The sequence below is a fragment of the Candidatus Nitrospira nitrosa genome, assembly GCF_001458735.1.
GTDB classification, from domain to species: domain Bacteria; phylum Nitrospirota; class Nitrospiria; order Nitrospirales; family Nitrospiraceae; genus Nitrospira_D; species Nitrospira_D nitrosa.
Genome location: NZ_CZQA01000001.1, coordinates 1,651,501 through 1,677,173, shown reverse-complemented (window position 1 = coordinate 1,677,173; position 25,673 = coordinate 1,651,501). Strand labels below are relative to the sequence as shown.

Below are 25,673 nucleotides of genomic sequence, written 5' to 3'. Positions count from 1 at the left end.
AAGAGTGATTAGAGCGCCAGTCTACGTAAACGAAGTGCGTTGGAGATCACGGAGACGGAGCTGAACGTCATCGCGGCACTGGCGATCATCGGGCTCAGGAGCAAGCCAAAGAATGGATACAACACTCCAGCCGCGACCGGCACACCCACGAGGTTATAGACGAAGGCAAAAAAGAGATTCTGCCGGATATTCTGCATCGTCGCTTTGCTCAACCGTCTGGCCCGAACCAGCGCCCGAAGATCACCCTTGACCAGCGTCATCCCCGCACTCTCAATCGCCACGTCGGCACCGGTTCCCATCGCAATGCCGACATCGGCGAGGGCCAGAGCCGGCGCATCATTGACTCCGTCCCCTGCCATCGCCACAATTCGACCCTCTGCTTTCAATCGGGCGACAACCTCGCCTTTCTGGTTGGGCAACACTCCGGCTCTGACATCGTCGAGGCCTAGTTGTCTGCCCACAGCGTTGGCCGTCTGCTGATGGTCCCCAGTCAACATCACCAGCCGAAGGCCATCGGCTTGCAATAGGCGGACTGCGTCTCCGGTCGAGGCCTTAATCGGATCCGCCACACCCAACAACCCTCCAGCCTTTCCATCGATTGCCACAAAGACGACGGTCTGTCCTTCTTGCCTAAGTCGATCTGCCTCTGCCTCAAGTGTGGCCAGCTCACCAGCAGTCACACCGATCGTCTCCCTCAAGAAGGACGCCGTCCCGATGGCAACAGAATTCTGCTCAACAAGACCGGAGACTCCTTTGCCGGTGGTTGATTGGAACTGTCCGGACGCAACCGTGGGGATCTTGCGGCTCCGCGCGCCGGCCACGATGGCCCCCGCCAGCGGATGCTCACTTCCCTGCTCAAGACTCGCCGCCAAACGGAGCAGGTCCGACTCGCTCCAGGCAGGAGTCGGATGAACGGTCATCAAGGCCGGCTTCCCCTCGGTTAATGTTCCGGTCTTGTCGAACACGATCGTATCCACCTTGCCCAAGACTTCAAGCGCTTCCGCCTTCTTCACGAGCACACCTGCTGTCGCCCCTCGTCCTGTCCCAACCATGATGGACATGGGCGTCGCTAAGCCCAAGGCGCAGGGGCAGGCAATGATCAGTACCGCCACGGCATTCACAAGCGCATAGGCCAGCTTGGGCTCAGGCCCCCAGAGAGCCCAGGCAAGAGCGGTCAGAACTGCCACCGACACGACAAGCGGGACAAAGTATCCCGCTGCCACATCGGCCACGCGTTGAATCGGAGCACGGCTCCGCTGCGCATCGCTGACCATCTGGACGATCCTTGCCAGCAACGTCTCGCGACCAACCCGTTGCGCCCGCATGAGCATGCTCCCGGTGCCGTTCATCGTCCCACCAGTCACGGACACTCCGATCTCCTTCGCGATGGGAATCGATTCCCCCGTGATCATTGACTCATCGACCGAGGTACTCCCTTCCACCACCAGCCCATCGACCGGCACACGTTCCCCTGGTCGTACGCGCAACCGGTCTCCCACATGCACCTGATCCAGGGGAACATCTTCCTCGCTCCCATCCGGACGGACGAGTCGGGCTGTCGCCGGAGCCAGTCGCAAGAGACTCTTGATCGCGGAACTCGTCTGACTCCTCGCCCGCAGTTCCAACACCTGTCCGAGCAATACCAGCACCGTAATCATGGCGGCTGCTTCGAAATAGACAGCCACGGTTCCATCGGGTCGATGAAAGGATGCAGGCAGGAGCGTCGGCAGCAGCGTCGCCAGAATACTGTACCCAAAGGCAGCCCCGGTTCCGATGGCGATCAGCGTGAACATGTTCGGCGCGTGGTTCACGATGGAGGCCCATCCCCGTTGAAAGAACGGGGCTCCGCCCCAAAGTACCACCGGCGTGGCCAACAGCAGCTGCACCCAGTTCAGCACCTCCCCTCCGAACCGATGGTGGAGCGGCATGCCGGGAATCATGTCGGACATGGCGATGAACATCACCAACACCGCCGGTCCCAAGCAGATCCGGAATCTCCGGCTCATGTCCTCCAGTTCAGGATTGCCGACGTCCTCAGCCGAAACTACTTTGGGCTCAAGCGCCATCCCACAAATCCTGCAGGCACCCGGTTGCGTCTCCAGCACCTCCGGATCCATTGGACAGACATACTCGACGACGCCACCGGCAGGGACCGCAACAGGTTTGGGGACTCGCTGGTCAGGCGGAAGCAGGTAATACTCGGGATCGTCACGAAATTTTTCGAGACACCGCGTGGCACAGAAATAATACCGTTCCCCTCGATATTCGTACGACCCGGCAGCTGTGGTAGGTTGCACCGTCATCCCACAGACCGGATCGATCTCGGCATGCTCGGTCGGCTGCATCATCGGCAATGGCTTCTTTTTGCTGAGCACCTCTTCTGGATGTGCACGGAATCGCGCCAGACAGGACAGCGCACAGAAATAATAGGTCTTCCCTTGATACTCGTATCGGCCCGCTGCCGTGGCTGGATCAACCGTCATCCCGCACACCGGATCGATCTCAGCGTGCTCGGTCGGCTGCATCATGGGAAGCGGCTTTCTCGAAGAAGGCATGGTGACGAGATTGACCGGCTTCTTGCTCAATGCACGCTCGGGATCCGCGCGAAATCGTTCCAAACACGACACCGCACAGAAATAGTAGGTTGCACCTTTATAATCATACTGACCCGCTGCGCCGGTTGGATCGACACTCATCCCGCAAATGGGATCGATCTCCGTCTTCGTGTGAGCACGCGAAGCGTCATGGGTGTCTTGAATATCTTTGCTCATATGATCATGTCCTGCATGCAGTCTCCCGCAACATCCGCCCGATGATTCATTCACCATGCGTCCAACTCCTTTCATTGTATCCCGTACGGCGACTTATTGTCGCCTTCAGCATTACAGACGGAGCAGGTCGTCAAATATTACAGAAGACTAAGAGACACACATGATTAGGGGGCAAAAATACGGGGACAACCACCGAGACCGATGCGAGTTGGAGAGACGTGGCAACCTGTTATCCACAGGAACAGTTGAGGCATCCGTGCTTACTGCAGATCCCGCAGGCGTCTTCGAGAGAAGCCCGCAAGGATTGACGGGCTCGGTGCAAGCGAACCGTGAGATTGTTCCGAGATATCTTGAGTTCTTTCGCAACCTGTTCCGGCGATTCGCCACCAAGATCGATGCGCTTGATGAGGTCCGCATAGTTTCCTCGAAGGCTCGGAATGAGATCGTGAAGGCAGGCACATGCGGTAGCCTGCACCTCATCCAAAGATGGTTCCTGGAGGATGCCGGAAATGGTCGATTCCTCCAGGAATGCTTGATTGCGGCGAGCCTCAGCTCCCTGTGCACGATAATAATCGGCTATCGCATGACGAAGGATGCGGTAGAACCAGGCAAGTACACTTTCCTCATTGTGCAAGGAGTGAGCGGAGGCGACTGCTCGGGCGAAGCTTTGCTGAAGAATATCGTCCACGAGGGCTTCTTCGCCGACCCGACGACGAACAAACTTTCTCAGAGCCGATTCATCCTCCAGAAGGCGTTGAATAATGCCCTGTGCCTTAGCCTCCGCCATCACCAATCGTCACCGATTACTTTTTCGTATCGGCTTCAAGAATACTTCGGATGATGGTGAGCACGTTCTCCGGCGTCATGTTGACGCCATCGACCTTAATGTTCCCGTCAATCAGAATCGACGGAGTGGAAGACACCTTGATCCGTTCACCCCAGCGACGGCCCTCTTCGAACAACTTGGCCGGTTTTCCACTTTCCATCCCAGCCTCGAATGCCGCCACATCTAAGCCGACCTCCTTGATCAGCAATGAGCGAATCGAGCGATCCAACACCCCATCGAGTTTTTCCTTGTGAATGGTACGGAACAAGACGGCCTTCATCTGATCGCCTTTCCCCATCATCTTGGCTTGCTCGTACATATCAAACGGAGTCGGCAGCTTCCCATGGATGACCGGAAACCCGACCATCGTAATTTCAACCCGATTCCCGAATTCTTTCACCAGCAGAGGAACCCCTGTCTCTTCGAAGTGGTGGCAATGCGGACAATAGAAATCCGCAAACTCGATGACTTTGACTTTTCCCGGTTGATGGGTGGACGTCTCATCCTTGAGAATCTCGAATTTCCCCTTCAGCTCCGGCTTGGTTGCCTGTGCCACGACTGGAGCAAGCAGCAATCCCACTACCCCCATCGTCCAAACCACTGCCGTCCACCTCGATCTCGACTGATTCTTCATGTCCGACTCCTTTCTCAGATTAACTGGGCAGGGCTATTATAACGGATGGAGAGCCCCTGTGTGCTTTGTTATAATTGCTTCCATGGGCCGAATTCTTGCTGCAAGCCTCTCTTCTGCCATCATGATCTCCGGCTGTGCCTTCACCGGCGATCACACAGAGACGCTCTCGTCCGACGCGCCTCCGTTGACCTTTGGGCAAGTGAAAGCAGCACCTGAGTCTTACAACGGACAACCCGTGACGTTCGGCGGCAAAGTGCTGGGAGCGCGCCGACTTAAAGAAGGAACCAGAATTGAAATCCTCCAGTTGCCGTTAGCTGGCTCCCTTCAACCGACCACGGACCTTAGCACTTCCCAAGGCCGGTTCGTCGCATTGCGGAAGGAGTTCCTTGACCCTGCAACCATCCCTGCTGGTACGTTCATCACCGTAACGGGTGAAATGGCCGGTTCCATCACCCTACCGCTCGATGAAACGGAGTACAGCTATCCGCTCATGCATGTGACCAGTTTGCGTGTGTGGAGCGAACAGGAGGAAGAGGTTCCACGCATCCGTCGCCCTCTCGGCCCTGGCCCCTCTTGGGGCCCCTACTGGTCTCCTTATTGGCACCCCTGGCCGTATTATTGGTAAACCTGAAAAAGACGATCGGATCGTCGAGATGGAGTCCCCTTACGCCATCTACTCAGCGGGCTAAAGATGACGGTATACAACGCTAGTCTACTAATGGAGACACACACATGAAGAAGATGGTCCGCCGGAAGGACACACAGGAGAAACCTGCCTCATCAAACCTCAGCTCGGCAGTCGTGGCGACACTGAAGGAAGAGATCGTCCACTGGCACTACCCGCCGGAACATCGGTTGACTGAAGATGGATTGTGCAAGCGGTTTGGGATGAGCCGCAGTCCGATTCGGGAGGCGCTACGCGTCTTGACCTCATATGGCTTCATCAGAAAACTGCCCAACCGAAGCTATGTCGTTAAGCAGTACACGACCGAGGAAATTGAAGAACTCTACGAAGTGCGCCAGGCACTGGAACTCTATACCGTCGAGCGTTTGGCCGCTCAAGATATGCTCTCACAACACCAGGCTGATCTTGATGACCTTCAGCACACGTGGGCTGACCTCCTGAAGGAACCGTCGAAGAAACCAGAAGAATTTGCGATCCTCGATACCCTCTTTCACGACACCCTCGCCCGCGTCCTCGGGAACACGTTCCTGCTTCGGAGTCTTCGAACCATCAATGAGCGCTTGACGCTGTTTCGGTTGCTGGACTTTGAAAACCCGGAACGCGCCGAAAGAACATGCCGTCAACATCTGGAGATTCTGAATCGGATTCTGACGAAGGACGCGGCAGGTGCACGCGAGGCGATGCGGGAGAACATCGAAGCGGGGCGGAATCACATCCGAAACACGATCAAGGATGCGCTGGCTCGCTCGTATCTCAAGAAGAGATAAACGATGCAGCCGTTCACGGCAGAAGGGACGGATTCGGATCTACGCGCGGAGCATGAAACCGCTTTTCAGTACGGCTTCATGCTCCGTGAGGCGACGTGTTCGCCGGCCTACTTCTTTTTTGCCGGGTGGTGGGCCTCTTCGGCATGTGCCAGAGATTCCTCGGCATGTTTCATCGATTCCTTCGCATGCTCAAGCGCTTCCTTGGCGTGGGGATTGTCGCTTCCCTGAATGGCCTCTTCCAGATGTTTGATCGCTTCCTTTTCGTGCGCAATTCCCTCTTTGGCGTGCTTGATCACTTCCTTCACATGTCCGCCCTCGCCCGCCAGCGCTGCACTTGCGAATCCCCCTGCGAGCAATCCACATACTGAAACTGCGACAACGGCGGCTTTCATCCTGTTCATGCGACCTCCTCATAGGGCTAGTTGATTGAAATCAGCTCGTACTATCGACGTTGAGTATACACCTCCGACCCAGTCAGTTGTATTGAGACTGGTCGATAGGCAATGGAGTGGTGAAATAAAGGAGTAGAGAGGATGGACACCTTGTCTCTCGAACCTATGCACAACTGCGAGACCTGTTTCGTTCATCGCCTCTCGCTCCATGTCATCTGCCCGCTCTCGCCTACTACAGTTCGCACTGCCTATCTGATTTATTCCTGCTACTTGCTACTTCACCCTGTCATTTTCCAGATAAAGGAGCCGGGGCGGAGGTCGACGGAGGTGACACCCGCGCCCCGGGTCGGTCCGAGTGAGGGGGCAGCTCGACCCGGACATGAATCGCTCCATGAGTTTGAGCATAACCACCAGGAATTCTGAATAACTCTACCCTCCTAAGTCAGATTAGGTGACTGGAGCGAGGTCTCCATGGAAGGAGAAGCCCCGCTCCGATCTATCCGAGAGTGGCGGGCCACCGCTCCCGGGACGTTGCACATGTTCCGACATGTCAATAGGACGATTGCGATGGATCAGATAGGACGCGTTCGAAACGAGCTCGACGGATGAGATGTGGAAATCCGTCGTCTACGCAAAGATTGCAGAGCGCGTCTTCCCTGAATTATCCGACGATGAACAGAGGCGGAGCGCGAGAGGAGCGCGAAATAGAAGGAGACTCAGGACGGGACTGAGGAACAGGAACCATCCCTGAAATCATGACGACAGTGGCGACTGCCGTGGGCACGGATGCGGCGAGCGCACTTTGCGATACCATCTGGCAAGACCAGGCACAAAGCGCAGAATGCGTCGCATCTTGGGAATGATGATGGGCTTCCGACGGCACGATGGGCATCGCGGCGCAGCCGGCGGCGAGCACAACCAGCCCTAGATACACAAGAAGCATCAGGCACGAGACAGCGGGAGGGAACCAGGTTGATCGAAGGGTAGCCATGCTGATGTCGTATCTATACCGGTTCATTCTCTCTGTCCACCACCGATGCCCCGCTTGCACCAGAAATTCAATGCCCTGTACCTGCTAAAGCAGCAACAGACTAGAAGTGAGCCATTGAGCTCAATGGTGCGGACTATTGATTGGTGAATTACGCAGCGCAATATTGAACCGACCAAGACCAAACTCGGTGGATCACTCAGTTCAGATGTCTCACCAAGTCAGAGTGCCGTTCTGCGTTCTTCCTCGCCCTTACTACCCCCTATGAGCGTCATCGACCTTTCCGTTTCGCTGGGCGAGGCTCAACGGATTTGATCCGGCCATTGACCTGAGTCTTTTCCCCGTCGATCTTTTCCTTCTCGATCAGTTCACTGACCGATGCGCGAAACACCCGCAGGCTGCCTTGGCCGATTTTAGTACCACGTAAACGACCTTCATCGATCCACCGATAAATCGTCCATTTACTGACTTGAAGCACCTCGGCGGCTTCCTGGATACGCAGCAACAACGGTTCCATCGTCTAGATCTCTGTCGGACGCAATGTTCACGGGGCAGATGGTTCAAATTCAGAATGCTCGCTTACTTCATGACTTGAGCACTACAATGCCAGCCTTCTCCCTTCACTCCATTCACGGCGTCGGCGAGCTGCTTCGTCGTCGACTTATCACCCTCCAGCGTCACAATCGCATGCCTTTTCATGCTCTTGAGATCGACTGCTTTGACACCGGCAATTTGTTTCAGAGCAGATTCGACATTTCCGAGATAGAGATCGCAATACTGTCCCCCAAGCATCAGCATGACCGTTCGATCCGTCATAGCCTGAGCCCAACTACCACAGCCGATACCGATCCCCATACACACCAACCCAATTCGTAGCTTATCCATTGAATTCCCTCTTATTTTTCTCACCATCCCCCGAGCGGCACACCGCCCCCCCCAGTCCAGGCTGGACATGAGGAGCGTTCGATTGACCTTCCGCACCTCGGCCCACCCCGGAAAGGAGTCATTCTTTTCTCTTCTACCCAATTCTAGTCATCACGAAGGAGCACATGAGGACACAATCTAACTAGCGAGTGCCGCATGGCCAAAATGACCCACTGCTGTTGGCCTTCGTGGCATCCGGTTAGGACGCCGGCGTGTGACCCGCTTAAGGGCGGGAACGTGAGGTGAGGGAAACTGACAGAGCGGATCGACGCTGGCTTGTTTCGCTCGTAAGCCGGAGGCTGCCGCTAATTCTTCAGATGTGTTGCGATCACCCGGGTGAATCGAACACTCGACTTCCACGGCACAGGAGACCGGCATCGCATTCTCCGCCTTGAGCTTGAACCCAACTCCCTTGATCGTGATGAGCTGACAACGCCGTTGTGGGACTAGATCCAGTTGCCGGCGAAGCGCATGGACATGCACATCCAGCGTGTGTTGCCCAATGGCAAATTGCGGCCCCCACACGCGATCGACCAATTCACTTCGACTGAATACTCTGGAGGGCGCCTCCATCAGCGTTTTGAGAATGGCAAACGGCTTTGAGGAAAGCGGAAGCTGCTGCCCGGCAATCGTCACCTCATGGTGATCCGCATCCAAGTGCAGAGCCCCCACCTGGTACACGGCGCGATTGGTGACCGCACACCCGGCTCGCCGAAGGGAGGCTCTCAGCTTGGCAAGAAACAGGCGGCCTCCATCACAAAAATCGTAGATGCTGTCTGCTCCACGCTCCAAGTCCGACATCCATTGCTCCTCCGTGCACAAACTTCCTGCCGGTGCCAAGCTGATCATGGGGACGCTCTTCAGCACCGGACTGGTACGAAGCATGTCCCAATCTGGAACGCGGCGATCAACGAGGAGAAGCGCCGGCACGACATGTTCACTGATCGTGAGGGTGTCATTGATGTCAGCGGCGATTCGAGACGGATACCCCGCTTGGCTCACCTGCGCTTGAATGCCCTGAGAGAATGTGGGATCCGCCGACAGGATGAGCAAGCCGGGAGTACTTCCAAACGGCGGCGGTTCTCTCAGCGATTCCGTTTCGGAACCGGACGCTGTCAGCCGATGTTGTTCACGCAACAGGACTCCGAGTAGGCCGACTAACCCGGGCAAAAACAGCAGAACAGACGAGGGAGAAGATGCAAGAGGCATGATCGGCGAACTGCTGGCCAGCTTGACCGGACCAATTGACAGCAGAAGCGGCCCATGCCCCGGTCGTCCTTGTAGCGTCAAGGCGAAGGTAAATCCCCAAGCCTCGTGATCGACCTCGAATATCGAGCGCCAACCGACCGCCGTGAGTTCATGATAGGAAATCGCCAAAGCGCGCACCAAATCAGCCGGCGAGGTCGTCAATGAGAGCACGGGTTGCCGATCGACCATTTCCGCGTCGACCTGGTCGTCGATGTCCCACCTATCGGCATTGACCGGCGCCGAGACAGCGATCGGTCGATCACCGATGGGGTACAGTACCGCAGCGCTCACTTCCTGGCTCATCCCTACTGACCAGAACACCAGCAGGGCCAGTAAACTGAAACATTCCACGAACGACCGTGAGACCAATCGCGACCGAGTGTTCATTCTGTGTTTCATGGTAATTCCATCAAGCAATTCGATTTCAACGGATCGGCCCCACCATCTGACGGCTACCTCAGCATGTGCCAAGGTAGCCGCCGATGCCGTAGAAGAACCCGCGTGGAGTCCTTCCGTGAACCAGTCTCGAGATCAGACTGCCGCCGCCATCTTGCGACGGGCCAAGCCCGCCAATCCGATCACGCCGCTGCCGAACAGCCAGGCTGCAGCAGGGAGTGGAACAGCCGGGCCACCATTCGAGCCCCACAAGGTCAACGTGTAGCCTGCTCCAGCAGGAGCAAGGCCTGCAGGATGCAGGTGATAATCACGCGAAAGCCCAAGGTCGGCCAGTGCTAGTGCGTTGAACGTGTCAGCTGCACCTTGATACCCGCCAGGCACTACGGGAAGCTCAGAATCACCATTGTTCTCAAAAATGGTGGAGCCAAAAGCAGTGATGCTATTGGCTACGGACGTCATATTGAAATGCGTGAATGAACCCAGATCAAAATTAATGGTGTCCAAGAAAATTCCGCTCCCTCCGGACAAACCTGGATCTGGGACATTAATCACGACCGGATTCGCCGCATCGCCGTTGCCCACCGCAAAGACACCAGCATCAAGCGTGACGGCCTGTGCCGTCACCGCCATCGAGAGGACGCCGGCGACAAAAAGGCCGGACATCGCTGTCTTGAGGTTGTACGTATGTTTCATGGAACACTCCTTTGATAGAGGTGAAGTAAAATGACCCTCCGTATGGTTAGATACCCAGAGCATCGTGACCATAGGGCAGACAATACCGTCCCAGGACAAACGTGGTCTACCGACTGTGGCAACAGATGCTACAGATGTGACAAGAAATACAGGTCAAGGGACTGAAATGACCGAGACAGTTGGCCCAAGTGGCTAGGGAGAAGCTTCTCGACAGAGAAGCCAGTTGTACGAGTGCTGGTCAGGTACTTACTCTTGTTTGATCAATTTACAGAAACCTCGAGGCCGAATTATTTGAACGTGGGGAATTTGTGCGTTCTTTCGTCGCGAGGTACTCGGTCAGATGGCCGGAACAGGCCTCCCCACCAGGACGATGAAACAGAATTTGTGAGTTGATCGTTTAGGGGAAGTCCGCTGAGTCGGTCCAACCGTACCTCGATGTCACGATACGATCCCACTTCCTGATAGATTCGCCTATAACGCTCGGCTGCCTCAGCCGATTTGCCGGCATCCTCGAATGTGCGTCCCAATAGGTATTGTAATGCGAGGTGATCTTTTGATGAGGCTGCCTTGCGATCGATGGCAGCGTGGAATGTGCTGAGGGCCTCATCGAATTGTCCCATTGCGCGCAAGCACAATCCTTTTTTCATCAGGGCCTTCGTCCCCCAGGACTCGTCACCGGTCACGCGATTGAACAGTACGATGGCTTGTTTGAAATTGCCTGCTTCCTGGAGTGCCATGGCTTCTCGATACAGAACCGGCAGATCTTGTTCGCCGTCCTGATCAGACGGCTGGACCGGCGTGTTTGATGGGCTATTCCCTGTGACAAAGCACTTCACTTCTTCCCGTTCTTCTCCAATCGCTTGTTGAGACCATTCGACGGATTCCGGCGAGACCTTGAACGGGAATACACCATGACGGTCACGAGCTGCCGCAGTCTCCAGCACAATGCCAGACGTAATGACCTCCACCTGGGCGGCAAAGCCATACACCAGGGCATGATCACAGAGCTGATTGATCAGACGCGGAGTACCCCCGGTCAAGCGAAACACCGAACGGCTTGCCAACGTCGTAAACAGCGGCGTGCGTCTACCGGCGACATCCAACCGATGCCTCATATACCCACGCGTTTCCTCTTCCGAGAGTGCCTCCAGCGTGTACTCGACACCGATCCGTTGGGCGAATTGGACCATGCCCGGCCCCTTCAACAGATCCCGCAAACCCAATTGTCCCGACAAGAGAATCTGTAGCGATCGACGACGTCCGTCATTGAGATTCGAGAGCAACCGAAGCTCTTCCAACATCGTAGTTCCGATGTTTTGCGCTTCGTCGACCATCAACAGCACGCGCCGTCCGGCAGTTCGTTCACGTTCGAGAAATTTGGCGAACTCATGAAACGCCTCCACGTCACTCTTCCCGGCGATCGACAGATCGAAGGAGGCGGCAATCCACGGCAGCAGCCCACCGATGCCGACATGCGTGTTCGACAACACACCGACGGTCCAGGGATGGCGGGTCTCATCCAGCAACCGGTTCAACAATGTGGTTTTTCCCGTACCGGGATCTCCGGCGATGACGATCAAGGCCGACCCGTTCGTCAACCCATATTCTAAAAGGCTGAGCGCCATCTTGTGCTTGGCCCCTAAATAGAGGAATTCCGGATCCGGCAACAACGTGAAGGGCTTCGTCTTCAAGTGATAGTGTGTTTCGTACATGATTCCTACGCAGAGTGGCTGTGCAGCAAACCCATGGCTCGCCGCTTGGTCAGTTGTGTACGCCCTGATTTATTGAGAACACCTCCAAGAATGGGCACAGTGCCCGCAATGGCCGACACGGCCTGTTCGACCTCAATCGATGAGGTGCGCCCTTCTTCGATCACGAGCAACAGGGCATCGATGTGGGAACTGAATCCCAACACATCGGCTCGAGACAAGATCGGCGGCAAGTCCAGCACGATGAATCGTGAGGGATAGCGATGCTTGAGCTCCTGGGCAAGAGCGGCCATTCTGGGAGAGGCCAGCGCCTCCGCAGAATTCTTGATCGAGCGTCCCCCCGGTAGAAACACCAGCCGCCCGACTCCGGGATGAACCAGGAGCTGCGTAAGCGGCACCTGATCGAACAGATATTCCGTCAATCCCTGGGCTTGTTCCATACCAAACAGTCGGTGCACGGCCGGTCGGTGCATATCGGCATCAACCAACAGGACCGTATGCGCCAGGTCCATGGCCAGAGCCAGGGAGAGATTCACCGCCGTCAAGGTTTTGCCTTCGTGCGCGGTAGGGCTGGATATCCCGAGCACATTCCACTCTTTTTGGCGAAACTGCTGCATGACCTGAGCACGCAACCGCTTGTAGGCATCGACAAAGGTCCCCTCAGCATGTCCGGAAATCAACCGTTGGTCCCGCATCAGCTGTTCCGAAAGGGAAATCGCTCTGGTCGAAGAATAAATCAGGGGTGGCGCGTGGGTCACCGACTGGTCGGCAGGGCGGTGTGCGCCGGAACCTCCTGAGTCGGATTGTTGCTTGAGTCGTTCCTGTGCTTGCTGGAGATATTCCATCGAGAGACTCTCCTCTCAGTCGTTCGTCTTATCCGAGTTTTCGCCAAATGGCATACCACAAGACATCCAGAGGCATCCATGCCAGATGTACAATCACCGCACTCACCACCAAGACACCAAGTCCGGCAACACCGACGACCGTCCGCCGACGTCCAAGAGACGAGAGTTCGCGTTCAGACGGGAGGTAGGGAATCACGGCCAGTGGAACCCCCTGCAACACTCGAGCGAACTGTTCAGGGGTATGAATCGTCCGATCGACGTTGTCCATGACCACACCGGTTCCGATGCCTCCCCCCACGGCAAGAAAGGATCCCAGTAGGAGAATCGCCAAGCGATTGGGCCGCTCCGGCTTTTCCGGCAGCTCCGGAGGATTGATCAGCGAAAACCGCTCCCCCTTTCGCTGCACCTCCAACTCCGCCGACACTTGCGCTTCCATCAGTCTGGACGTGATCTCTTGATGCTTGCGCATGGAATTCTCTCGATCTCTGAGCAGGTCCATATAGTCGGGTTCGATCGTCGGTGTCATTTCGACTCGCTTTGCGTACTCCGTCATCCGACGTTTGAGATCGGCTCGAGCCGACTCCAACGATCCCAACATGGCCTGAGTCGATGCCAACTGGGATTGAATGTTGATGTAGGCGGGGTTTTCCGGCTTGACGGGCGGAGGGAGTGTCGGGCGAAGCGAGCGGGCCTGCAGTTCCCGCTCCAGTGACGCCACAACTTCTTGGGCACGAATCACATCGGGATGGGAGTCATACATCCGGTCTCGAAGATCGGCCAGTGTCGCTCGCTCGGCCTGGATCTGTTTCGAGAGTTCATCGCGTTCATCGATGCCCCCCGTTTCTTTTTCAAGCGAATCGATCTCTTGTTTGAGTTTGATGAAATCAGGATGGTCGGGCAGCATGTAGGCGGAGACACTGGCATACTGAGCGCGCAACGCCTTCAGCCGTTCCCCCGTATCCAAGAGCCGGTCGCCGCTAGCAGTAATGATCGGTGTTTGGGGCTTCAGCTGCGCCAACTCCCCTTCCAAATATGTCTTCTTCTCGCGTAGACTTCGGATATCGCGGTCAGCATCAAGCAGCTCGCGCTGCGCCTGAGTCAACAGTTGCATATTGAGCTGTATCAACTCCGGCAACGCCCCGTCGGCTTTGTGCTTCACAGCGGCAAGCATGACTTCCAGTTCCTGGATATGCTTATCCAGATTCTCCGCCTCTCGCTTCAGAAAAGCCGTGGTTTCCTGCGCATGCCGTTCGCGGCTTTTCAAGTTTTCCGCCAGAAAAAGACTCGTCAGTTCATTGGCGACCTTTTGTGCCGATGCCGGAGTTTCGCCGTCGTACGCCAAGGTAAACGCGATGGTGGCTTGGGTCGGGTTCTGCGTCCGTTTATCAACCACCTTGACGTTCAGAACATCGATCTGAATGTCCTTGGTAAAGCGCTCCAACACTTCCTCGGTCGGGCTCCGTTTCCGGAGCTTCTCATAGAGACCATACTGTTCGACGATGCGCCAGAGCGTGGCCCGGCTGAGGACTTGTTGCTTGATCGTCTCGATACGCTGATCGGCATAGGTCGCGATCGCCGACCGAACCAGATCGGGTGGAATTTCCTGCTCCTCGATGAGAATCGTGGCGGTCGAGCGATACACGGCCGGGAGCAGCAATGCCAGCGCCGCACTCGCGGCCATGAGTGCCACACAGACCGCCAGAATCAAGGTTCGGCGCCGGCGCAAGAGAACCAGATAGTCCGGCAGTGTCCGCGCACGCGCGGCGGCCCGTCCCTGCAATCTCCGATCTTGACTCATCGCGACACTGACCATTTATCGCCTCCGTACGTCAACATGATGAAAGTCGAATTTGAATTGTACCGTTGATCGAGATCATCCACAGCTCGTTCTCCGTAGGTGTAAGACACCGAGGCCGACCACCATTGGGCGAACTGCCAGGAGAGCGTGGGCGTAACGGAGAAAAACGTCGTACGGGGCAACGGCCGACTGCCTTCCGTCGTGTTGATCCCTGAGACAAAATAGAGCGCTCCGGAAACCGAGAAATTGATCGTCTCGCTGAGGTTGTGAGAAAGCGATCCGCCCACGCGGTCGGTCTGCAATAGTCGGCCGAACCCACTGGGGTTAATCTCTCGGCTTCCGTCGATCTGAACCGCTGTCCTCTCGAATTGTTTCCGCAACGACCCTCGGTACACCCACACGACCTCATGGCTGGTCACCGAGCGGTCCCGAGTCCTTCCCAATAGAAACCCAAGCAGGCCCGGGATTCTCGGAATATCCTGCGTCGAGCCTACCAACCGTCCTCCCCCTGAAATTGAACCGACTACTCCATCGCCAAAATCATGCGTCCAGCTACCCTGGGCGCCGTAATAGGTCGATTCAAGTCCGACCGAAGGAATTCGAACCAGGTTGTATTCGCCCGTGAGACTGACCTCATCCAACTCAGTTAGGTGATAGGTCGGTCCGGCATTCACTCCGTGAACTTGATAATTCGCAAAGCCAAGTCGGCTGCCGTCCTGATACTGCGCATCCATGAAGTGGTACCCGGTCTTCCAGGACAACCGCTCAGTGATTCCGACCTTCCATGTCGGCATGGCCGTCCACAGACTTCGCTGTGTAAAGCCCAAGACCAACCCGGTTCGTTGCAGCTCCCCAACCAAGGTGTTGTCACGCGTAAAGCCGCCATCAAATTCGAAGCTGTGCCGGTCTAAGCGATACGAAGTCCTCAGGGGAAAGTACAGATTGGTGAGCTCCCGCTCATTGCTCCCATAGTAGTGAATAAAATCGGCTTTAGTTTCTCCTTCGATCTCGAAGGTTTCCGTCGCTCCTTTAAACTTGAGATCCGGGGTAATCCAATGACCGATCACTTCGTTGTTCCCGGCACTCAACAGCAAATTACTGTTGTAGACACCCTTCACGCTCAACGATGGAGCCGCCGACCATTCGGCGGCGCTGCTCACTCCATTCCCGGCTCCTATCGTGAACAACACCAGCCCCCACATTCCGGCAAGGGCCCAAACCCATGTTTGAGCTCGAGCACCACCTTGCCTGTGAACCACAAGGGAACCTTCCATTCCGTCACGGCACCATCACCACATCGCCGCGCTGCAAGACGATGTTCTGATGTAACTCTCTGCCCTTTCGGGCATCACCATAGCGGAAGGGAAACACCAGTTCCTCACCGCCTTGCTGCCGACGAATGATCTTGATGTCGTTCTCCGCGGCATAGGGCGTGAGTCCCCCGGCCATACTCAAGGCCTGCAGCACATCGGTATGATGGCCTGCCTGATACTCTCCCGGTTTAAGCACCCGTCCCAACACATAGATGCGATAGCTCTGTACCTTGAGCACCGTCACTGTCACGTTCGGCGTCGGAAGATATTTCATCAGCCGCTTCGTAACGTCCAAACGCACGTCTTCGGCTGTTCGCCCTGCGGCCGTGACCTCCCCGATCAACGGGAAGGAAATCATCCCATCCGGCCTCACGACCATCTCCTGCGTCAATTGGTCATCCTTCCACACTGCAACCTTCAGTACATCTTCCGGGCCGAGGAGATAAGACGGCTCTGCATTCATCGGCTCTCCACTGATCGGCTCCGCTGCGCGGACCGTGATCGGACTCACGGTCCAGAGAAAGACACATCCGATGAACACCGCCAGCCCCTTCCATCGAATGTTGGACTGTTCTTCTCGTGGTGTGTTCATCAAGAGACCTCTCCGAGCAACGTCTTCGCCGTATCAGTCCAATCAAACACCGTGCTGGATGCCAGCGCTTTCTTGAGATGCGCGACGGCTTCGGCACGCTGGCCGGCTTTGGCATAGGCGGAACCGAGGTGATAATTCAGAATTGGATGTTCAGGAACCAGCGTCGTAGCCTTCTGGAGAATACGAACCGCATCCACGCCGTTTCCGGACTTATAGTAGGCCCATCCCAGCGTGTCGAGGAGGTAAGGATTCGGCTTCTGTGACTCGAATCCACGACTCAACGCCAACGCACGTTCCAAGCTCTGCGCATCCCCCTTGTGATCGACCAGGGCGACGGCAAGATTGTTCGCCGCCAAGAGTGATCCGGGAGCATGCTTCAGCACGGTCTCGTATTGAGTAATGGCTTCATCATGACGACGCTGTGCCGTGAGGCTTAAGGCCAACATCAATCGTAGCTGCTCATGTTTGGGATTAGCTTCCAGTCCTTTTAACAGCGCCGCATCGCCTTCACCCACCTGCTTTTGACCGAATCGAGCCCGCGCCAGGTGGACCCACGGAGTCGTCCACTTGGGATTGAGACGGGTCGCGGCCTCAAAATGCGCCACCGCTGACGCCGGATCTCCCTTTGTCAGCAACAGTTCGCCGAGGAAGCCATCGGCGTACGGATGGTCCGGGAATTTGGCCAACACGCCCTCCAAGCGTTTCTGTGCATGCACCGGCCGCCCACGTCGCATATCCAACTGCACCAGCGCCAACAGCGGTTCCGGTGCCGTCGGATGTTGCTGCGCCGCCTTGTTATAGGCACTCTCCGCGGCATCCCACTGCTGCTGGCCGAGGGCAACGTGTCCCTCGGCCAGGCTGGCAAGCGCTTCGTTCGCTCCGGCCCGACGCAACTGCTTCAACGTATCATGACTCTTACCCCAATCCTTTTCTTGCAACTGCAGTTGAAACTGCATCCCGAGCAACGCCACATTGTTGGGGTCCTGGGTGATCAACAGATCCAGTCGCTGCTTGGCTTCTTTGAGCTGGCCCGCTGCGGCATCCAACCCCACCAACAAGGTGTGCGCCTCTGTCATCGAAGGCTTCAAGGCCACCGCCCGATCCAGGCTCTCGCGGGCCAGCGATTGCTCACCGGTGAGCAGATAGGCTCTTGCCAGCAGCACATGGCCCTCCACTAATTCCGGCTGATCCTTCAGGATGGAGCGAAAGTCGAGCACGGCGTCTTGGCCCTTGCCGCGCTTGAGGGCTATCTGTCCACGCAGCATCAGGGCATCCGTGGAGCGAGGATTGTCTTTCAAGACCGCCTCGATCTGCCGCTCGGCGTCTTCAGTCTTTCCGGCCCCCCAATCCATCCCCGCCAACTTCACCTGAGCTTCCGATGCTTCCGGTTTGCCGGCGAACTCTTTCTGAATGTCGCGATACACCTCACGCGCCTTGTCACCCCGCTTGGTCGATTCGTAGAGACGTCCGAGTGCGAACCATAGCTTCCCGGCATGTGGCAGCTCTTTCTTCGCTTGTTGGAGCACGGCTTCAGCCTGTTCGACGCCACGACGACGGGCGATGTAGTCCACCTGTGCCATCCGTCGCTGTTCATCCTCCGGGTTCAGTCGAATGGCTTCCTGCAGAATCGCTTCGGCCTTGTCGTACTGCTGCTGTTGGTCATAAAACGCCACTTGTCGCAGTCGGTGACTGAGGATCGTCGGTTCCAGTTTGGCGATCTGCTCAAACGTCGACTCGGCATCCGCGAGCTTCCCCAGCTTCATCGATGTGGTCGCCACGGCATCCAGCAGTTCGAGGTTGCTCGGATTCGCCCCGAGCGCACGGCGTAGATGGGGCATCGCTTCCGCCGGACGTTGAGTCGAGGTGTAGAGCGAAGCCATGAGGAGGACCGCATCAATTTCCGTCGGAGCGTCGGTGACGAGCTGTTCGGCCTGCGTCACGGCCCCGTTCAGGTTTCCCCCTAGGGCGACGATCGCGATCTTGATGGCCCGAGCCTGGGCATGCTCCGGTCGGCCGGTGAGCAGTTGGTCTGCAAGTTTTCCCGCCTGTTCAAGCGCACGAAACTCAAGATAGTACTTCGCGAGCTTGACCATCGCCCGGTCATGCCCCGGACTCAATTCGATCACCTGTTGATAGGCTCCCGCGGCATTTCGATAGTTACGCTCTTTCTCTTCCACTTGGGCATAGAGCAAATAGGCATCGACATCCTTGGGATCGATTTGCAGCACATTTCTGAGTTCAACTCGCGCTTTCGCATAATCTCCCTGCTGAAAATAGTCCTGCGCGCGAAGGCGGTATTTCTCCTTGCGCTCTTCCGGCCCGCCACAGGCGACGAGGCCACCCACCAGAAGTGCCACCATCCACAGCACCGCATATCGCTTCATCACCTTACCCCCTTCTCCCGTCATGACCACCAGGCTCGCCACATGATTCCGGTCAATATCACCAGGGAAACTAGTCCCAGTCGTATGGCCGCAGACGACCGCAGATACAGCAGTAACTCAAACGCAAAAAACAACACGACGGCTTTTGCCATGAGCGGACCGACGGACACATCGCCGATGGTCATCTCCGGTAGAAACGGCATCGCAACGGCCAAGAACCCGATCAAGTGATCGAGTGGAGTGGTTTGAAATTGGCCGTCCCCCGCCCATCGAATCGCGAGGAAGACCAGCACGGCCAAGATCACCATCACCATATTCGTAGGTGTCAGCCACGTCGTGACGCTCGTACGTGGGAATGCCTCTCCGTAATACAGAAGGCACATGGACCCAATGTAGAGCGCCGCACGCACCACCCATGCAATCGCGGAACGACTCAGCAGTGCGCCAATCACGATGACCGCTAACCCAACCGCAATCGCTCCTCCGTCAGACGGAATTTCCTTTGGGACCGTCACCGCCCAGGCCAGATAACATGGTACGGTCACGTAGAGGAGATTGAGCGGCCACTCGCGTTTCATCCGAGTCCTCGACATGTTGCTCATGATCACTCGAGGCGCTTGGGTCACCGGCGATGCACCGTGCGCTCTTATCCCTCCAGGCGGCTGGGCAAAGACGAACAGGACGGCACCCGCAAACGCAAGATACATCGTCAGGAGCAACACATCGGACTGCCATCGTAGGAAATAGGCGCAGCTCACCATGAGACCATGCACGAGATAAATGGTCGTGACAGCTTGACCATGATTCAAGCCAAAAGACAGAAGTCGATGATGGATATGGTTTCGATCGCCGACAAACGGGGACCGCCCTTCCAGCACCCGCTGCCCCATGACACCGACCATATCGAGCAACGGAACTCCCCAAATGAACAGAACCAGCAAGGGACTATAGGCCGCGCGGTGGGCATCGATCAGCATGAGCGCGGCGACGGCCAGGTAGTAGCCGAGAAATTGACTGCCTGCGTCGCCCATAAAGACGCGCGCGGGGTACGTGTTGAATCGAAGAAAACCCAGCAGGCCTCCGAGAATGGACACGATCAAGAGAATGAGCAGCGGCTCGTTGACCTGATAAGCGAGGTAGGCCAACCCGATGAAACTGATAAGCGACAACCCTCCGGCCAACCCATCCAGGCCATCGGAGAGATTGACGGCATTCGTCACTGCAACGATGACGAGCAAGGTCAGCGGGAGAGCCACCCAGGCGGGAAGCATTACCTCATCGAAGAATGGGACCGAAGACAAGTGGACACCGGCGATGCCTATGGCGGCCAGGGCAGCCAGTACTTGTCCCGCGAACTTGATTCGATAATGCAGATCGGCCCGATCGTCCCATATCCCGAAGAACAGGATGACGGCACCGCCCAGGAGACTGGAAAGGAGAAACGAATCTTTCGGAGCCCAGACCAGAACCGCGATGAACGTCGCAAAAGCAAAAGCAATTCCTCCTACCTTGGCCATGGGCTCAGCATGCACATGCCGCTCTCGCGGCGAATCGATGAAGCTCAAACGGCTTGCCGACGTGGATAAGACCGGGATGAGCGCCATGCAGATGACGAGAGACCCGATAAAGCTTAGGAACAATGCCGAACCCATGCCTCAATCACCTCAATCGGGAACGTATCGACCCAACAACGGTGTGACCAAACCGACCATCGTCTGGAGCCGTTCATCGACGATGGCTTCGTTTTCTCCGGGATGTACCGACGAGGACAACCGCACGAGTGCTCCATCGGCGCGATGCCTGGTCAAGGAATCCCAAAAGAGGAAAAACTTCACGAGATATTCGCTCGTAATCCATCGATCGCGCTGCTTGAACCAGTAGTAGACGATCTGCTTATACCCATCTTTCTGCACGACGACGCGATTGATCTCTTGGCCCGGTTTGATCTCCGACACATGCTCCATCCGTGTCGGTTCGAAGGACGTGATTTCCCATCCGCCCCCCGGAATGCATTGTTTCGGTGAATGCGAAGAACGACCTTTCTTCGGAGAGAGATAGTACGCTACGTACACATTGACCGGGCGGCGATCGGCGGCCGTGTAATCCGCCATCACATAATCGTCCAACGCCAACGCATCGAGATATTGTCGCTCCATCGGAGCATTGACTCCCGTCCACCCTCCAAGCCGCAATGGAAAATCGACCAACTGGTGGCGACTTGGTGGAGGAGGAAACTCCTCGGGATTGATGGTGGGAGCGGCGACGATCGCCACAGCAAGCAACCCGCTCGCGACGAACAGGGGTGGAAAAGAAATGGCCGCAGCCGGTTGAGTGAGAGCGGGTGGCATGGCACCGCCGGCAGCCGGCAGACCGATCAAATCGGCGAACGAACGGCGAGGTCCGGCCGAACCGACTCTCGCAAAGATCCACATTTCACCACACAGCAAGACGAGACTCGCCACAAAGAAAATCCACCCTTCAAAAAAATGGGTAAACCCTTCGGCTGCCGCTTGCCCGTAGAATCCCACCAGGATACCGATGACACCGATTCGAAAGCCGTTCAGCAGAATCGAGATCGGTATGCTGGACAAGACGAGCACGGCCCGCTTCCAAAATGATTCGCGGTAGAGATAGGCCATGAGTAACGTCAGCGCCATGAGCGGAAAGAGATACCGCAGACCGCTGCAAGCCTCGACGACTTGAAGTTGCGTCGGCCCAAGATCGATCACGTTCCCTTCCCGATAGGCTGTCACCCCGATCGCATGAAGAAACCCGACGCCCAGGGTCGACGACCACAGTTGAAGTTTGCTCGATAGCTCATATTGCAGAAAGACCGGAAGCGGAACGGCTGCAAGCAAGTACAACAACGGAAACGTGAGCCGACGAAGGCCGGCCAGACCGATCGCAGAGCCCAGCAATCCGACGATCACCAGCCAGAGCGAGAGATGCACGACTGCGTGCATGGCGGCAAACTGACCGACCGCATATATGCACAGCCCGATACCTACAATGGAGAGGCCCCACCACGAACCCCGATGCTCAATGACATGGAGTGTCGGCCAGCGCAGCCAAATCATGTACAGCACGATCAACGGAATGAACGGCCCATGGCTGTTGTTGTCTTCCAACCATGACTCTCCCAAGAATCGCAGACTATCGGCATAGAGATAGCCGAGGACCGTCACGATCACGGCAAGAATCATCCAGGGCAAAGATGCGTTGTTCCGCATGGACGAGTGAATCAAAGGCGGTTCGGAGGGGGACGGCAGCGATTGCCCGAGAACCGTAGGTTGAGTATTCATGACAGCTCCACAGTGATGACGACGTTGAAGTGTACCGTTCGCCGATCGGCCGTGGGCCACGTCAATCTCAAGTTTGTGTTAACTGATCGTTAAAACGGGCGGGACTGTGGATACGGTAGTGGTCGGCTGACGGCGAGAAGCACCTTTACAGCAACCCCAGGGAGGCCAAATAAACAGCGCCCGACTGCCCCTCCATAGGAGCCATCGACGACGCGATGCCGATGGCAGTCGTCGATTCTTTTATTGGAAACCAATAGCTGAGAGACCGATCAGCCATGATTGAAAACCACCCATCGATCAGCTCGACACTAGTGCGCTTTCAATCCCGATGGGACACTAGGAACAACCCCGTCGATTCGGCTCATAAATCGCTTGGTCACTTGCCACCAAGGGGCATCTTCGTTCCATGGCTCCGGCTCATGCTTGCCCCATCCCCCCCAGATCACCACTCCATCCGCATATTGAGAAACGGTGTTTAATTGCAGCTCCCAATAATCCGGCTCGATTGGTTTGAGACCGATGAGATAATTCGACTCATGATACTGTGGCCACAGAAATGCATAGACCGGCTTTCCATTGGCTTTTCGGCGAGCCTCCTCGATCTGTGCAATCGCATAGGTTACCCAGCCTTGGCGATCGGAGTAGAACGTATAAATGGAGGGATACAAGGCATCCATACTAGGCAGCAACTCATCCAATCGGTCGTTATCCCGCTGCCAGGCTTGAAACTCCGCGTTCGTCCGCCCACGAATGGCCCGCCAATAGTCCGGCAACGGGACGGTTCCATAGGTGCCGATCTTGGCACTGGGCATTTCCTGCTTGATCCACGACAAAACCATCAGCAACTTCCCGACGCTCGTCTTCACGGCCTGCGCATCACCCTTGAGCGGCCAGCGCTCGATATCGAGAACCACCGGATCAGACGCCTCACTCAAGTCCTTGACGGCGGATCGCACCCTTTGCTCCGACGGCAATGCGGCTGACGACTGACCGGTAAGAAACAACGGCCATTCGTAGAGCACCGTGATCGGACGAAGGACCGGATAATCCGAGAAGGAGGGTTTGTTTTTATACAACGTCGCGTCAAACACGATGAACGGTCGTTGCATCGTGGAAGGCGTCTCGCCCTCCGCAGCTCCCGACATATCATGTCCCGTCGCTCCGACCACAATGAGGCTGATCAGAAACAATCGGGGCCAGCTGAATGGTCGAGACCGCGTCACGATCTTTTTCCACCAACCGGCTGCTCTATGACCGCTTCGACATTCACGGAAGCAAGATGGCCCGGAGCCGAGTTCAACAGCACACGCCAACTATCGAGCGCATGCCCACGTGAATACTTCCGGTCGAATGCCCGCCGCGCACAGAGCCCTGCGTCAATGACCTCCATCTTGTGGCGGTACAGCCTGAGAATGCAGGCAGCCAGTGCCTCGACCTCACCGATACAGAAACTCCACCCACAGCGTTCACGGTCAAGGATGCGGGCGATCTCTCCATCGGGATCGCCGATGTGGATGATCGGTCGTCCCGCCGCCGCGATTCCGTAGAACTTGCTCGGCACGATGAGTCCCTCGAGGGTCGGCCGCAGCGACACGAAATGTACGTCAGGAACGCTCAAACTCCACTGCAATCGATCGGCAGATTGGTATGGATAAAACTGCACATTCGTCAAACCCCGCCCCGCCGCCTCCGACTCGAGCCATCGTCTGGCCATGCCGTCGCCGATAAACACAAAGGCTATTTCATCCACGACCTTCAGCCGCTCCGCCGCGTCGATCATGGTCTTGAATTCATGAACGCGGCCCATGTTTCCGGAATACCCGAGTACGAACTTATCATCGAGACCCCACTCATGGAGAAGGGGATTGTCCTGTCGCCGGATAGGCTGGATGGCATCACCATCCGCCCAATTTTCGATGATCGTGATCTGATCGGAGGGAATACCCTCTTCACGGAGACGCTCAGCCATCACCTCACCCAAGACCACATTGGTTCGGCCCGATCGCAAGGAGTGATTGCGCAGCCGCTTGAGCATCGGAGCCGCGAATCGTAGCCCATGCACATCCAGAGAGGTGGCGACTTCCGGAAACAAATCTTGCACCCAATTGACCAGCACCCCTCCCTTGAGCTTGACCGCCCACGAAGCGGGAACCGACATCATCGGTGGATCGGTCTTGGCCACCACGGTGTCTCCTTGGCCTATCAGTCGAAGAAGCCGCCAGGTCGCGCCAAGATAAAACGTCAGATAATCGGCTGCTCGCCCCCAGAGATTGTCCCGCCCAAACCGCGACGTGGGCACGCGATGCACATGCACGCCACGGATCAACTCCTCAGCGCAAAGCGCCGCGTGAGGGTCGCCGTACAACTGACAGCCGGTGATGACATGAATTTCCTGACCACGAGAGGCAAGATCAAACGCGAGGTCGCTTAGGAGCTGACTCGTCGCGGAATGATCGGGGTAGAAGTATCGATTGATGAAGATGATTTTGCTCGCGAGATTCCTGGACATTCCGCTCCTCCACTTGTTCCTTCACCTTGAGATCGATCATGTATTCGTAGATCGCCCGGAGGATGCAATACCGCAATCCCGCAAGACCATCCAAAAAGCCTCCCCGCACCACGCAGAGGTACAGGAATACCAAGAGCGGACGCCCTGGCAGTCGGTAGGCAATCTGCTTCATGGTTTTCCGGCGCACGATCGGAGTGGTCGACCACAGTCCCCGAATCGCAATCTTCTCCCGTCGCTCTCCGGCAAGCGCGTTGGCCTCCATCGACGAGTATCGGTTATGACGTTCAAACCAATAGGCGACTTTCTTGTTGAACGGGTAATGCACTAGATGCTCGCTCAAAAATCTTGACTCCCCATGCGCGACGTACTGCTCATTGATCTCCCGCTCGACCGTCACATGCCCGACACGAACCAATCTACCGAACCAGGTCGGATAGCCGCTGCTCCGTCGAATCCACTGCCTAAACCAATAGTCCTTTCGCCTCATATGGAACATACTGACCGTCGGTTCAGCGGTCGCTATAGCCCTTCGCATCTCCGCCCAGAGCTCGGGGGTGACCCGTTCGTCGGCATCGACCATGAGAACCCACGGATGCTTGTACGAGGTCTCATTCAACCCGGCATTTCTTTGGGCCGCGTAATTGTCGAACCGTCGCTGAATCACGCGTACGCCCATTTCCGTTGCGATCGCGACCGTCCGGTCGCTGCTGAAAGAATCCAGAACGACGATGTCGTCTGCCTCGCTCACCGACCGGATACAATCGGCAAGGTTGCATTCTTCGTTCAGCGTCAGGATGAGAATAGACAGGTTCATACTCTCGGAAGAGTCTACGCCTGAAGGTCAAGCGCTGTAGCAACGCCAGATTTAAGTTCTTGTTACGGGAATATTAAAAGAAG

At 56.5% G+C, this 25,673-nt stretch carries 23 protein-coding genes; 2 read left to right on the top strand and 21 right to left on the bottom strand.

The window, feature by feature from the left end; translation table 11 throughout:
• Positions 1-8 precede the first annotated feature (8 nt).
• From COMA1_RS07940 to COMA1_RS07930, 3 genes are all read right to left on the bottom strand, one after another.
• Entirely contained in the window at positions 9-2,828 is a 2,820-nt protein-coding gene (locus tag COMA1_RS07940) for a heavy metal translocating P-type ATPase (RefSeq protein WP_245630913.1), read from the bottom strand.
• A 172-nt stretch (positions 2,829-3,000) separates the two neighbouring features.
• Positions 3,001-3,558: an RNA polymerase sigma factor gene (locus COMA1_RS07935; RefSeq protein ID WP_090746264.1), complete on the bottom strand. Its 558-nt coding sequence runs from the start codon at positions 3,556-3,558 to the stop codon at positions 3,001-3,003.
• 16 nt (positions 3,559-3,574) lie between these two features.
• Positions 3,575-4,231, bottom strand: a complete 657-nt coding sequence (locus COMA1_RS07930; RefSeq protein WP_245630911.1) for a DsbA family protein — start codon at positions 4,229-4,231, stop codon at positions 3,575-3,577.
• A gap of 58 nt (positions 4,232-4,289) precedes the next feature.
• Here COMA1_RS07930 and COMA1_RS07925 point away from each other — a divergent pair, with 58 nt between their 5' ends.
• Both COMA1_RS07925 and COMA1_RS07920 read left to right on the top strand, forming a co-directional pair.
• Positions 4,290-4,856: a Slp family lipoprotein gene (locus tag COMA1_RS07925; protein WP_176697924.1), complete on the top strand. Its 567-nt coding sequence runs from the start codon at positions 4,290-4,292 to the stop codon at positions 4,854-4,856.
• Between the two features lie 107 nt (positions 4,857-4,963).
• On the top strand, positions 4,964-5,683 hold the full coding sequence (locus tag COMA1_RS07920; RefSeq protein WP_090746258.1) for a GntR family transcriptional regulator: 720 nt from the start codon (positions 4,964-4,966) through the stop codon (positions 5,681-5,683).
• A gap of 107 nt (positions 5,684-5,790) precedes the next feature.
• Here the strand turns inward: COMA1_RS07920 and COMA1_RS07915 are convergent, their stop codons facing one another.
• From COMA1_RS07915 to COMA1_RS07830, 18 genes are all read right to left on the bottom strand, one after another.
• Complete coding sequence (locus COMA1_RS07915; RefSeq protein ID WP_090746255.1) at positions 5,791-6,084, bottom strand: hypothetical protein; 294 nt, start codon at positions 6,082-6,084, stop codon at positions 5,791-5,793.
• Between the two features lie 652 nt (positions 6,085-6,736).
• Complete coding sequence (locus tag COMA1_RS07905) at positions 6,737-7,093, bottom strand: hypothetical protein (RefSeq protein WP_141654257.1); 357 nt, start codon at positions 7,091-7,093, stop codon at positions 6,737-6,739.
• A 241-nt stretch (positions 7,094-7,334) separates the two neighbouring features.
• Positions 7,335-7,580 (bottom strand): helix-turn-helix domain-containing protein, encoded by a 246-nt coding sequence (locus COMA1_RS07900; RefSeq protein WP_090746247.1) that lies wholly within the window; start codon positions 7,578-7,580, stop codon positions 7,335-7,337.
• 62 nt (positions 7,581-7,642) lie between these two features.
• Positions 7,643-7,948: a hypothetical protein gene (locus tag COMA1_RS07895; RefSeq protein ID WP_090746244.1), complete on the bottom strand. Its 306-nt coding sequence runs from the start codon at positions 7,946-7,948 to the stop codon at positions 7,643-7,645.
• 177 nt (positions 7,949-8,125) lie between these two features.
• Positions 8,126-9,634 carry a response regulator transcription factor gene (locus COMA1_RS07890; protein WP_090746241.1) on the bottom strand — a complete coding sequence of 503 codons (1,509 nt, stop codon included), beginning with the start codon at positions 9,632-9,634 and terminating at the stop codon, positions 8,126-8,128.
• Between the two features lie 132 nt (positions 9,635-9,766).
• Positions 9,767-10,324: a VPLPA-CTERM sorting domain-containing protein gene (locus COMA1_RS07885; protein WP_141654256.1), complete on the bottom strand. Its 558-nt coding sequence runs from the start codon at positions 10,322-10,324 to the stop codon at positions 9,767-9,769.
• Positions 10,325-10,611: 287 nt separating this feature from the next.
• A complete protein-coding gene (locus COMA1_RS07880; RefSeq protein WP_090746235.1) occupies positions 10,612-12,036 on the bottom strand; it encodes an AAA family ATPase in 1,425 nt (474 codons plus the stop codon).
• A gap of 5 nt (positions 12,037-12,041) precedes the next feature.
• Positions 12,042-12,878 carry a CpsD/CapB family tyrosine-protein kinase gene (locus COMA1_RS07875; RefSeq protein ID WP_090746232.1) on the bottom strand — a complete coding sequence of 279 codons (837 nt, stop codon included), beginning with the start codon at positions 12,876-12,878 and terminating at the stop codon, positions 12,042-12,044.
• Between the two features lie 28 nt (positions 12,879-12,906).
• The gene (locus COMA1_RS07870) at positions 12,907-14,691 is read right to left on the bottom strand and encodes a Wzz/FepE/Etk N-terminal domain-containing protein (protein WP_090746229.1); all 1,785 of its coding nucleotides are present in this window, start codon (positions 14,689-14,691) and stop codon (positions 12,907-12,909) included.
• Positions 14,673-15,866: a porin family protein gene (locus COMA1_RS07865; protein WP_141654255.1), complete on the bottom strand. Its 1,194-nt coding sequence runs from the start codon at positions 15,864-15,866 to the stop codon at positions 14,673-14,675. Before COMA1_RS07865 ends, COMA1_RS07870 begins: the two co-directional genes overlap by 19 nt.
• Before the next feature lie 88 nt (positions 15,867-15,954).
• Positions 15,955-16,581, bottom strand: coding sequence for a polysaccharide biosynthesis/export family protein (locus COMA1_RS07860; RefSeq protein ID WP_090746224.1), 627 nt, complete (start codon positions 16,579-16,581; stop codon positions 15,955-15,957).
• A complete protein-coding gene (locus COMA1_RS07855; RefSeq protein WP_176697923.1) occupies positions 16,581-18,965 on the bottom strand; it encodes a tetratricopeptide repeat protein in 2,385 nt (794 codons plus the stop codon). Before COMA1_RS07855 ends, COMA1_RS07860 begins: the two co-directional genes overlap by 1 nt.
• A 20-nt stretch (positions 18,966-18,985) precedes the next feature.
• Positions 18,986-20,617, bottom strand: a complete 1,632-nt coding sequence (locus tag COMA1_RS07850) for a glycosyltransferase family 4 protein (protein ID WP_090746217.1) — start codon at positions 20,615-20,617, stop codon at positions 18,986-18,988.
• Positions 20,618-20,629: 12 nt separating this feature from the next.
• Positions 20,630-22,267, bottom strand: coding sequence for a VPLPA-CTERM-specific exosortase XrtD (gene xrtD / locus COMA1_RS07845; protein ID WP_090746214.1), 1,638 nt, complete (start codon positions 22,265-22,267; stop codon positions 20,630-20,632).
• Between the two features lie 145 nt (positions 22,268-22,412).
• Positions 22,413-22,544 (bottom strand): hypothetical protein, encoded by a 132-nt coding sequence (locus tag COMA1_RS21815; RefSeq protein ID WP_281176228.1) that lies wholly within the window; start codon positions 22,542-22,544, stop codon positions 22,413-22,415.
• Between the two features lie 31 nt (positions 22,545-22,575).
• Positions 22,576-23,490, bottom strand: coding sequence for a hypothetical protein (locus tag COMA1_RS07840; RefSeq protein ID WP_090746211.1), 915 nt, complete (start codon positions 23,488-23,490; stop codon positions 22,576-22,578).
• Positions 23,487-24,776: a glycosyltransferase family 4 protein gene (locus COMA1_RS07835; protein WP_090746208.1), complete on the bottom strand. Its 1,290-nt coding sequence runs from the start codon at positions 24,774-24,776 to the stop codon at positions 23,487-23,489. The genes COMA1_RS07840 and COMA1_RS07835 overlap by 4 nt, the downstream gene beginning before the upstream one ends.
• Positions 24,679-25,590, bottom strand: a complete 912-nt coding sequence (locus tag COMA1_RS07830; RefSeq protein ID WP_090746921.1) for a glycosyltransferase family 2 protein — start codon at positions 25,588-25,590, stop codon at positions 24,679-24,681. Before COMA1_RS07830 ends, COMA1_RS07835 begins: the two co-directional genes overlap by 98 nt.
• Positions 25,591-25,673: the final 83 nt, after the last annotated feature.

What these genes read in the sequence shown, in the direction of transcription:
- COMA1_RS07875 (WP_090746232.1), bottom strand. Translation starts at nt 12,878, where the DNA reads ATGGAATATCTCCAGCAAGCACAGGAACGACTCAAGCAACAATCCGAC.
- COMA1_RS07915 (WP_090746255.1), bottom strand. Translation starts at nt 6,084, where the DNA reads ATGAACAGGATGAAAGCCGCCGTTGTCGCAGTTTCAGTATGTGGATTG.
- COMA1_RS07920 (WP_090746258.1), top strand. Translation starts at nt 4,964, where the DNA reads ATGAAGAAGATGGTCCGCCGGAAGGACACACAGGAGAAACCTGCCTCA.
- COMA1_RS21815 (WP_281176228.1), bottom strand. Translation starts at nt 22,544, where the DNA reads ATGGCTGATCGGTCTCTCAGCTATTGGTTTCCAATAAAAGAATCGACG.
- COMA1_RS07930 (WP_245630911.1), bottom strand. Translation starts at nt 4,231, where the DNA reads ATGAAGAATCAGTCGAGATCGAGGTGGACGGCAGTGGTTTGGACGATG.
- COMA1_RS07850 (WP_090746217.1), bottom strand. Translation starts at nt 20,617, where the DNA reads ATGGGTTCGGCATTGTTCCTAAGCTTTATCGGGTCTCTCGTCATCTGC.
- COMA1_RS07830 (WP_090746921.1), bottom strand. Translation starts at nt 25,590, where the DNA reads ATGAACCTGTCTATTCTCATCCTGACGCTGAACGAAGAATGCAACCTT.
- COMA1_RS07935 (WP_090746264.1), bottom strand. Translation starts at nt 3,558, where the DNA reads ATGGCGGAGGCTAAGGCACAGGGCATTATTCAACGCCTTCTGGAGGAT.
- COMA1_RS07940 (WP_245630913.1), bottom strand. Translation starts at nt 2,828, where the DNA reads ATGGTGAATGAATCATCGGGCGGATGTTGCGGGAGACTGCATGCAGGA.
- COMA1_RS07905 (WP_141654257.1), bottom strand. Translation starts at nt 7,093, where the DNA reads ATGAACCGGTATAGATACGACATCAGCATGGCTACCCTTCGATCAACC.
- COMA1_RS07870 (WP_090746229.1), bottom strand. Translation starts at nt 14,691, where the DNA reads ATGGTCAGTGTCGCGATGAGTCAAGATCGGAGATTGCAGGGACGGGCC.
- xrtD (WP_090746214.1), bottom strand. Translation starts at nt 22,267, where the DNA reads ATGAATACTCAACCTACGGTTCTCGGGCAATCGCTGCCGTCCCCCTCC.
- COMA1_RS07895 (WP_090746244.1), bottom strand. Translation starts at nt 7,948, where the DNA reads ATGGATAAGCTACGAATTGGGTTGGTGTGTATGGGGATCGGTATCGGC.
- COMA1_RS07855 (WP_176697923.1), bottom strand. Translation starts at nt 18,965, where the DNA reads ATGAAGCGATATGCGGTGCTGTGGATGGTGGCACTTCTGGTGGGTGGC.
- COMA1_RS07890 (WP_090746241.1), bottom strand. Translation starts at nt 9,634, where the DNA reads ATGAAACACAGAATGAACACTCGGTCGCGATTGGTCTCACGGTCGTTC.
- COMA1_RS07860 (WP_090746224.1), bottom strand. Translation starts at nt 16,581, where the DNA reads ATGAACACACCACGAGAAGAACAGTCCAACATTCGATGGAAGGGGCTG.
- COMA1_RS07885 (WP_141654256.1), bottom strand. Translation starts at nt 10,324, where the DNA reads ATGAAACATACGTACAACCTCAAGACAGCGATGTCCGGCCTTTTTGTC.
- COMA1_RS07880 (WP_090746235.1), bottom strand. Translation starts at nt 12,036, where the DNA reads ATGTACGAAACACACTATCACTTGAAGACGAAGCCCTTCACGTTGTTG.
- COMA1_RS07835 (WP_090746208.1), bottom strand. Translation starts at nt 24,776, where the DNA reads ATGTCCAGGAATCTCGCGAGCAAAATCATCTTCATCAATCGATACTTC.
- COMA1_RS07900 (WP_090746247.1), bottom strand. Translation starts at nt 7,580, where the DNA reads ATGGAACCGTTGTTGCTGCGTATCCAGGAAGCCGCCGAGGTGCTTCAA.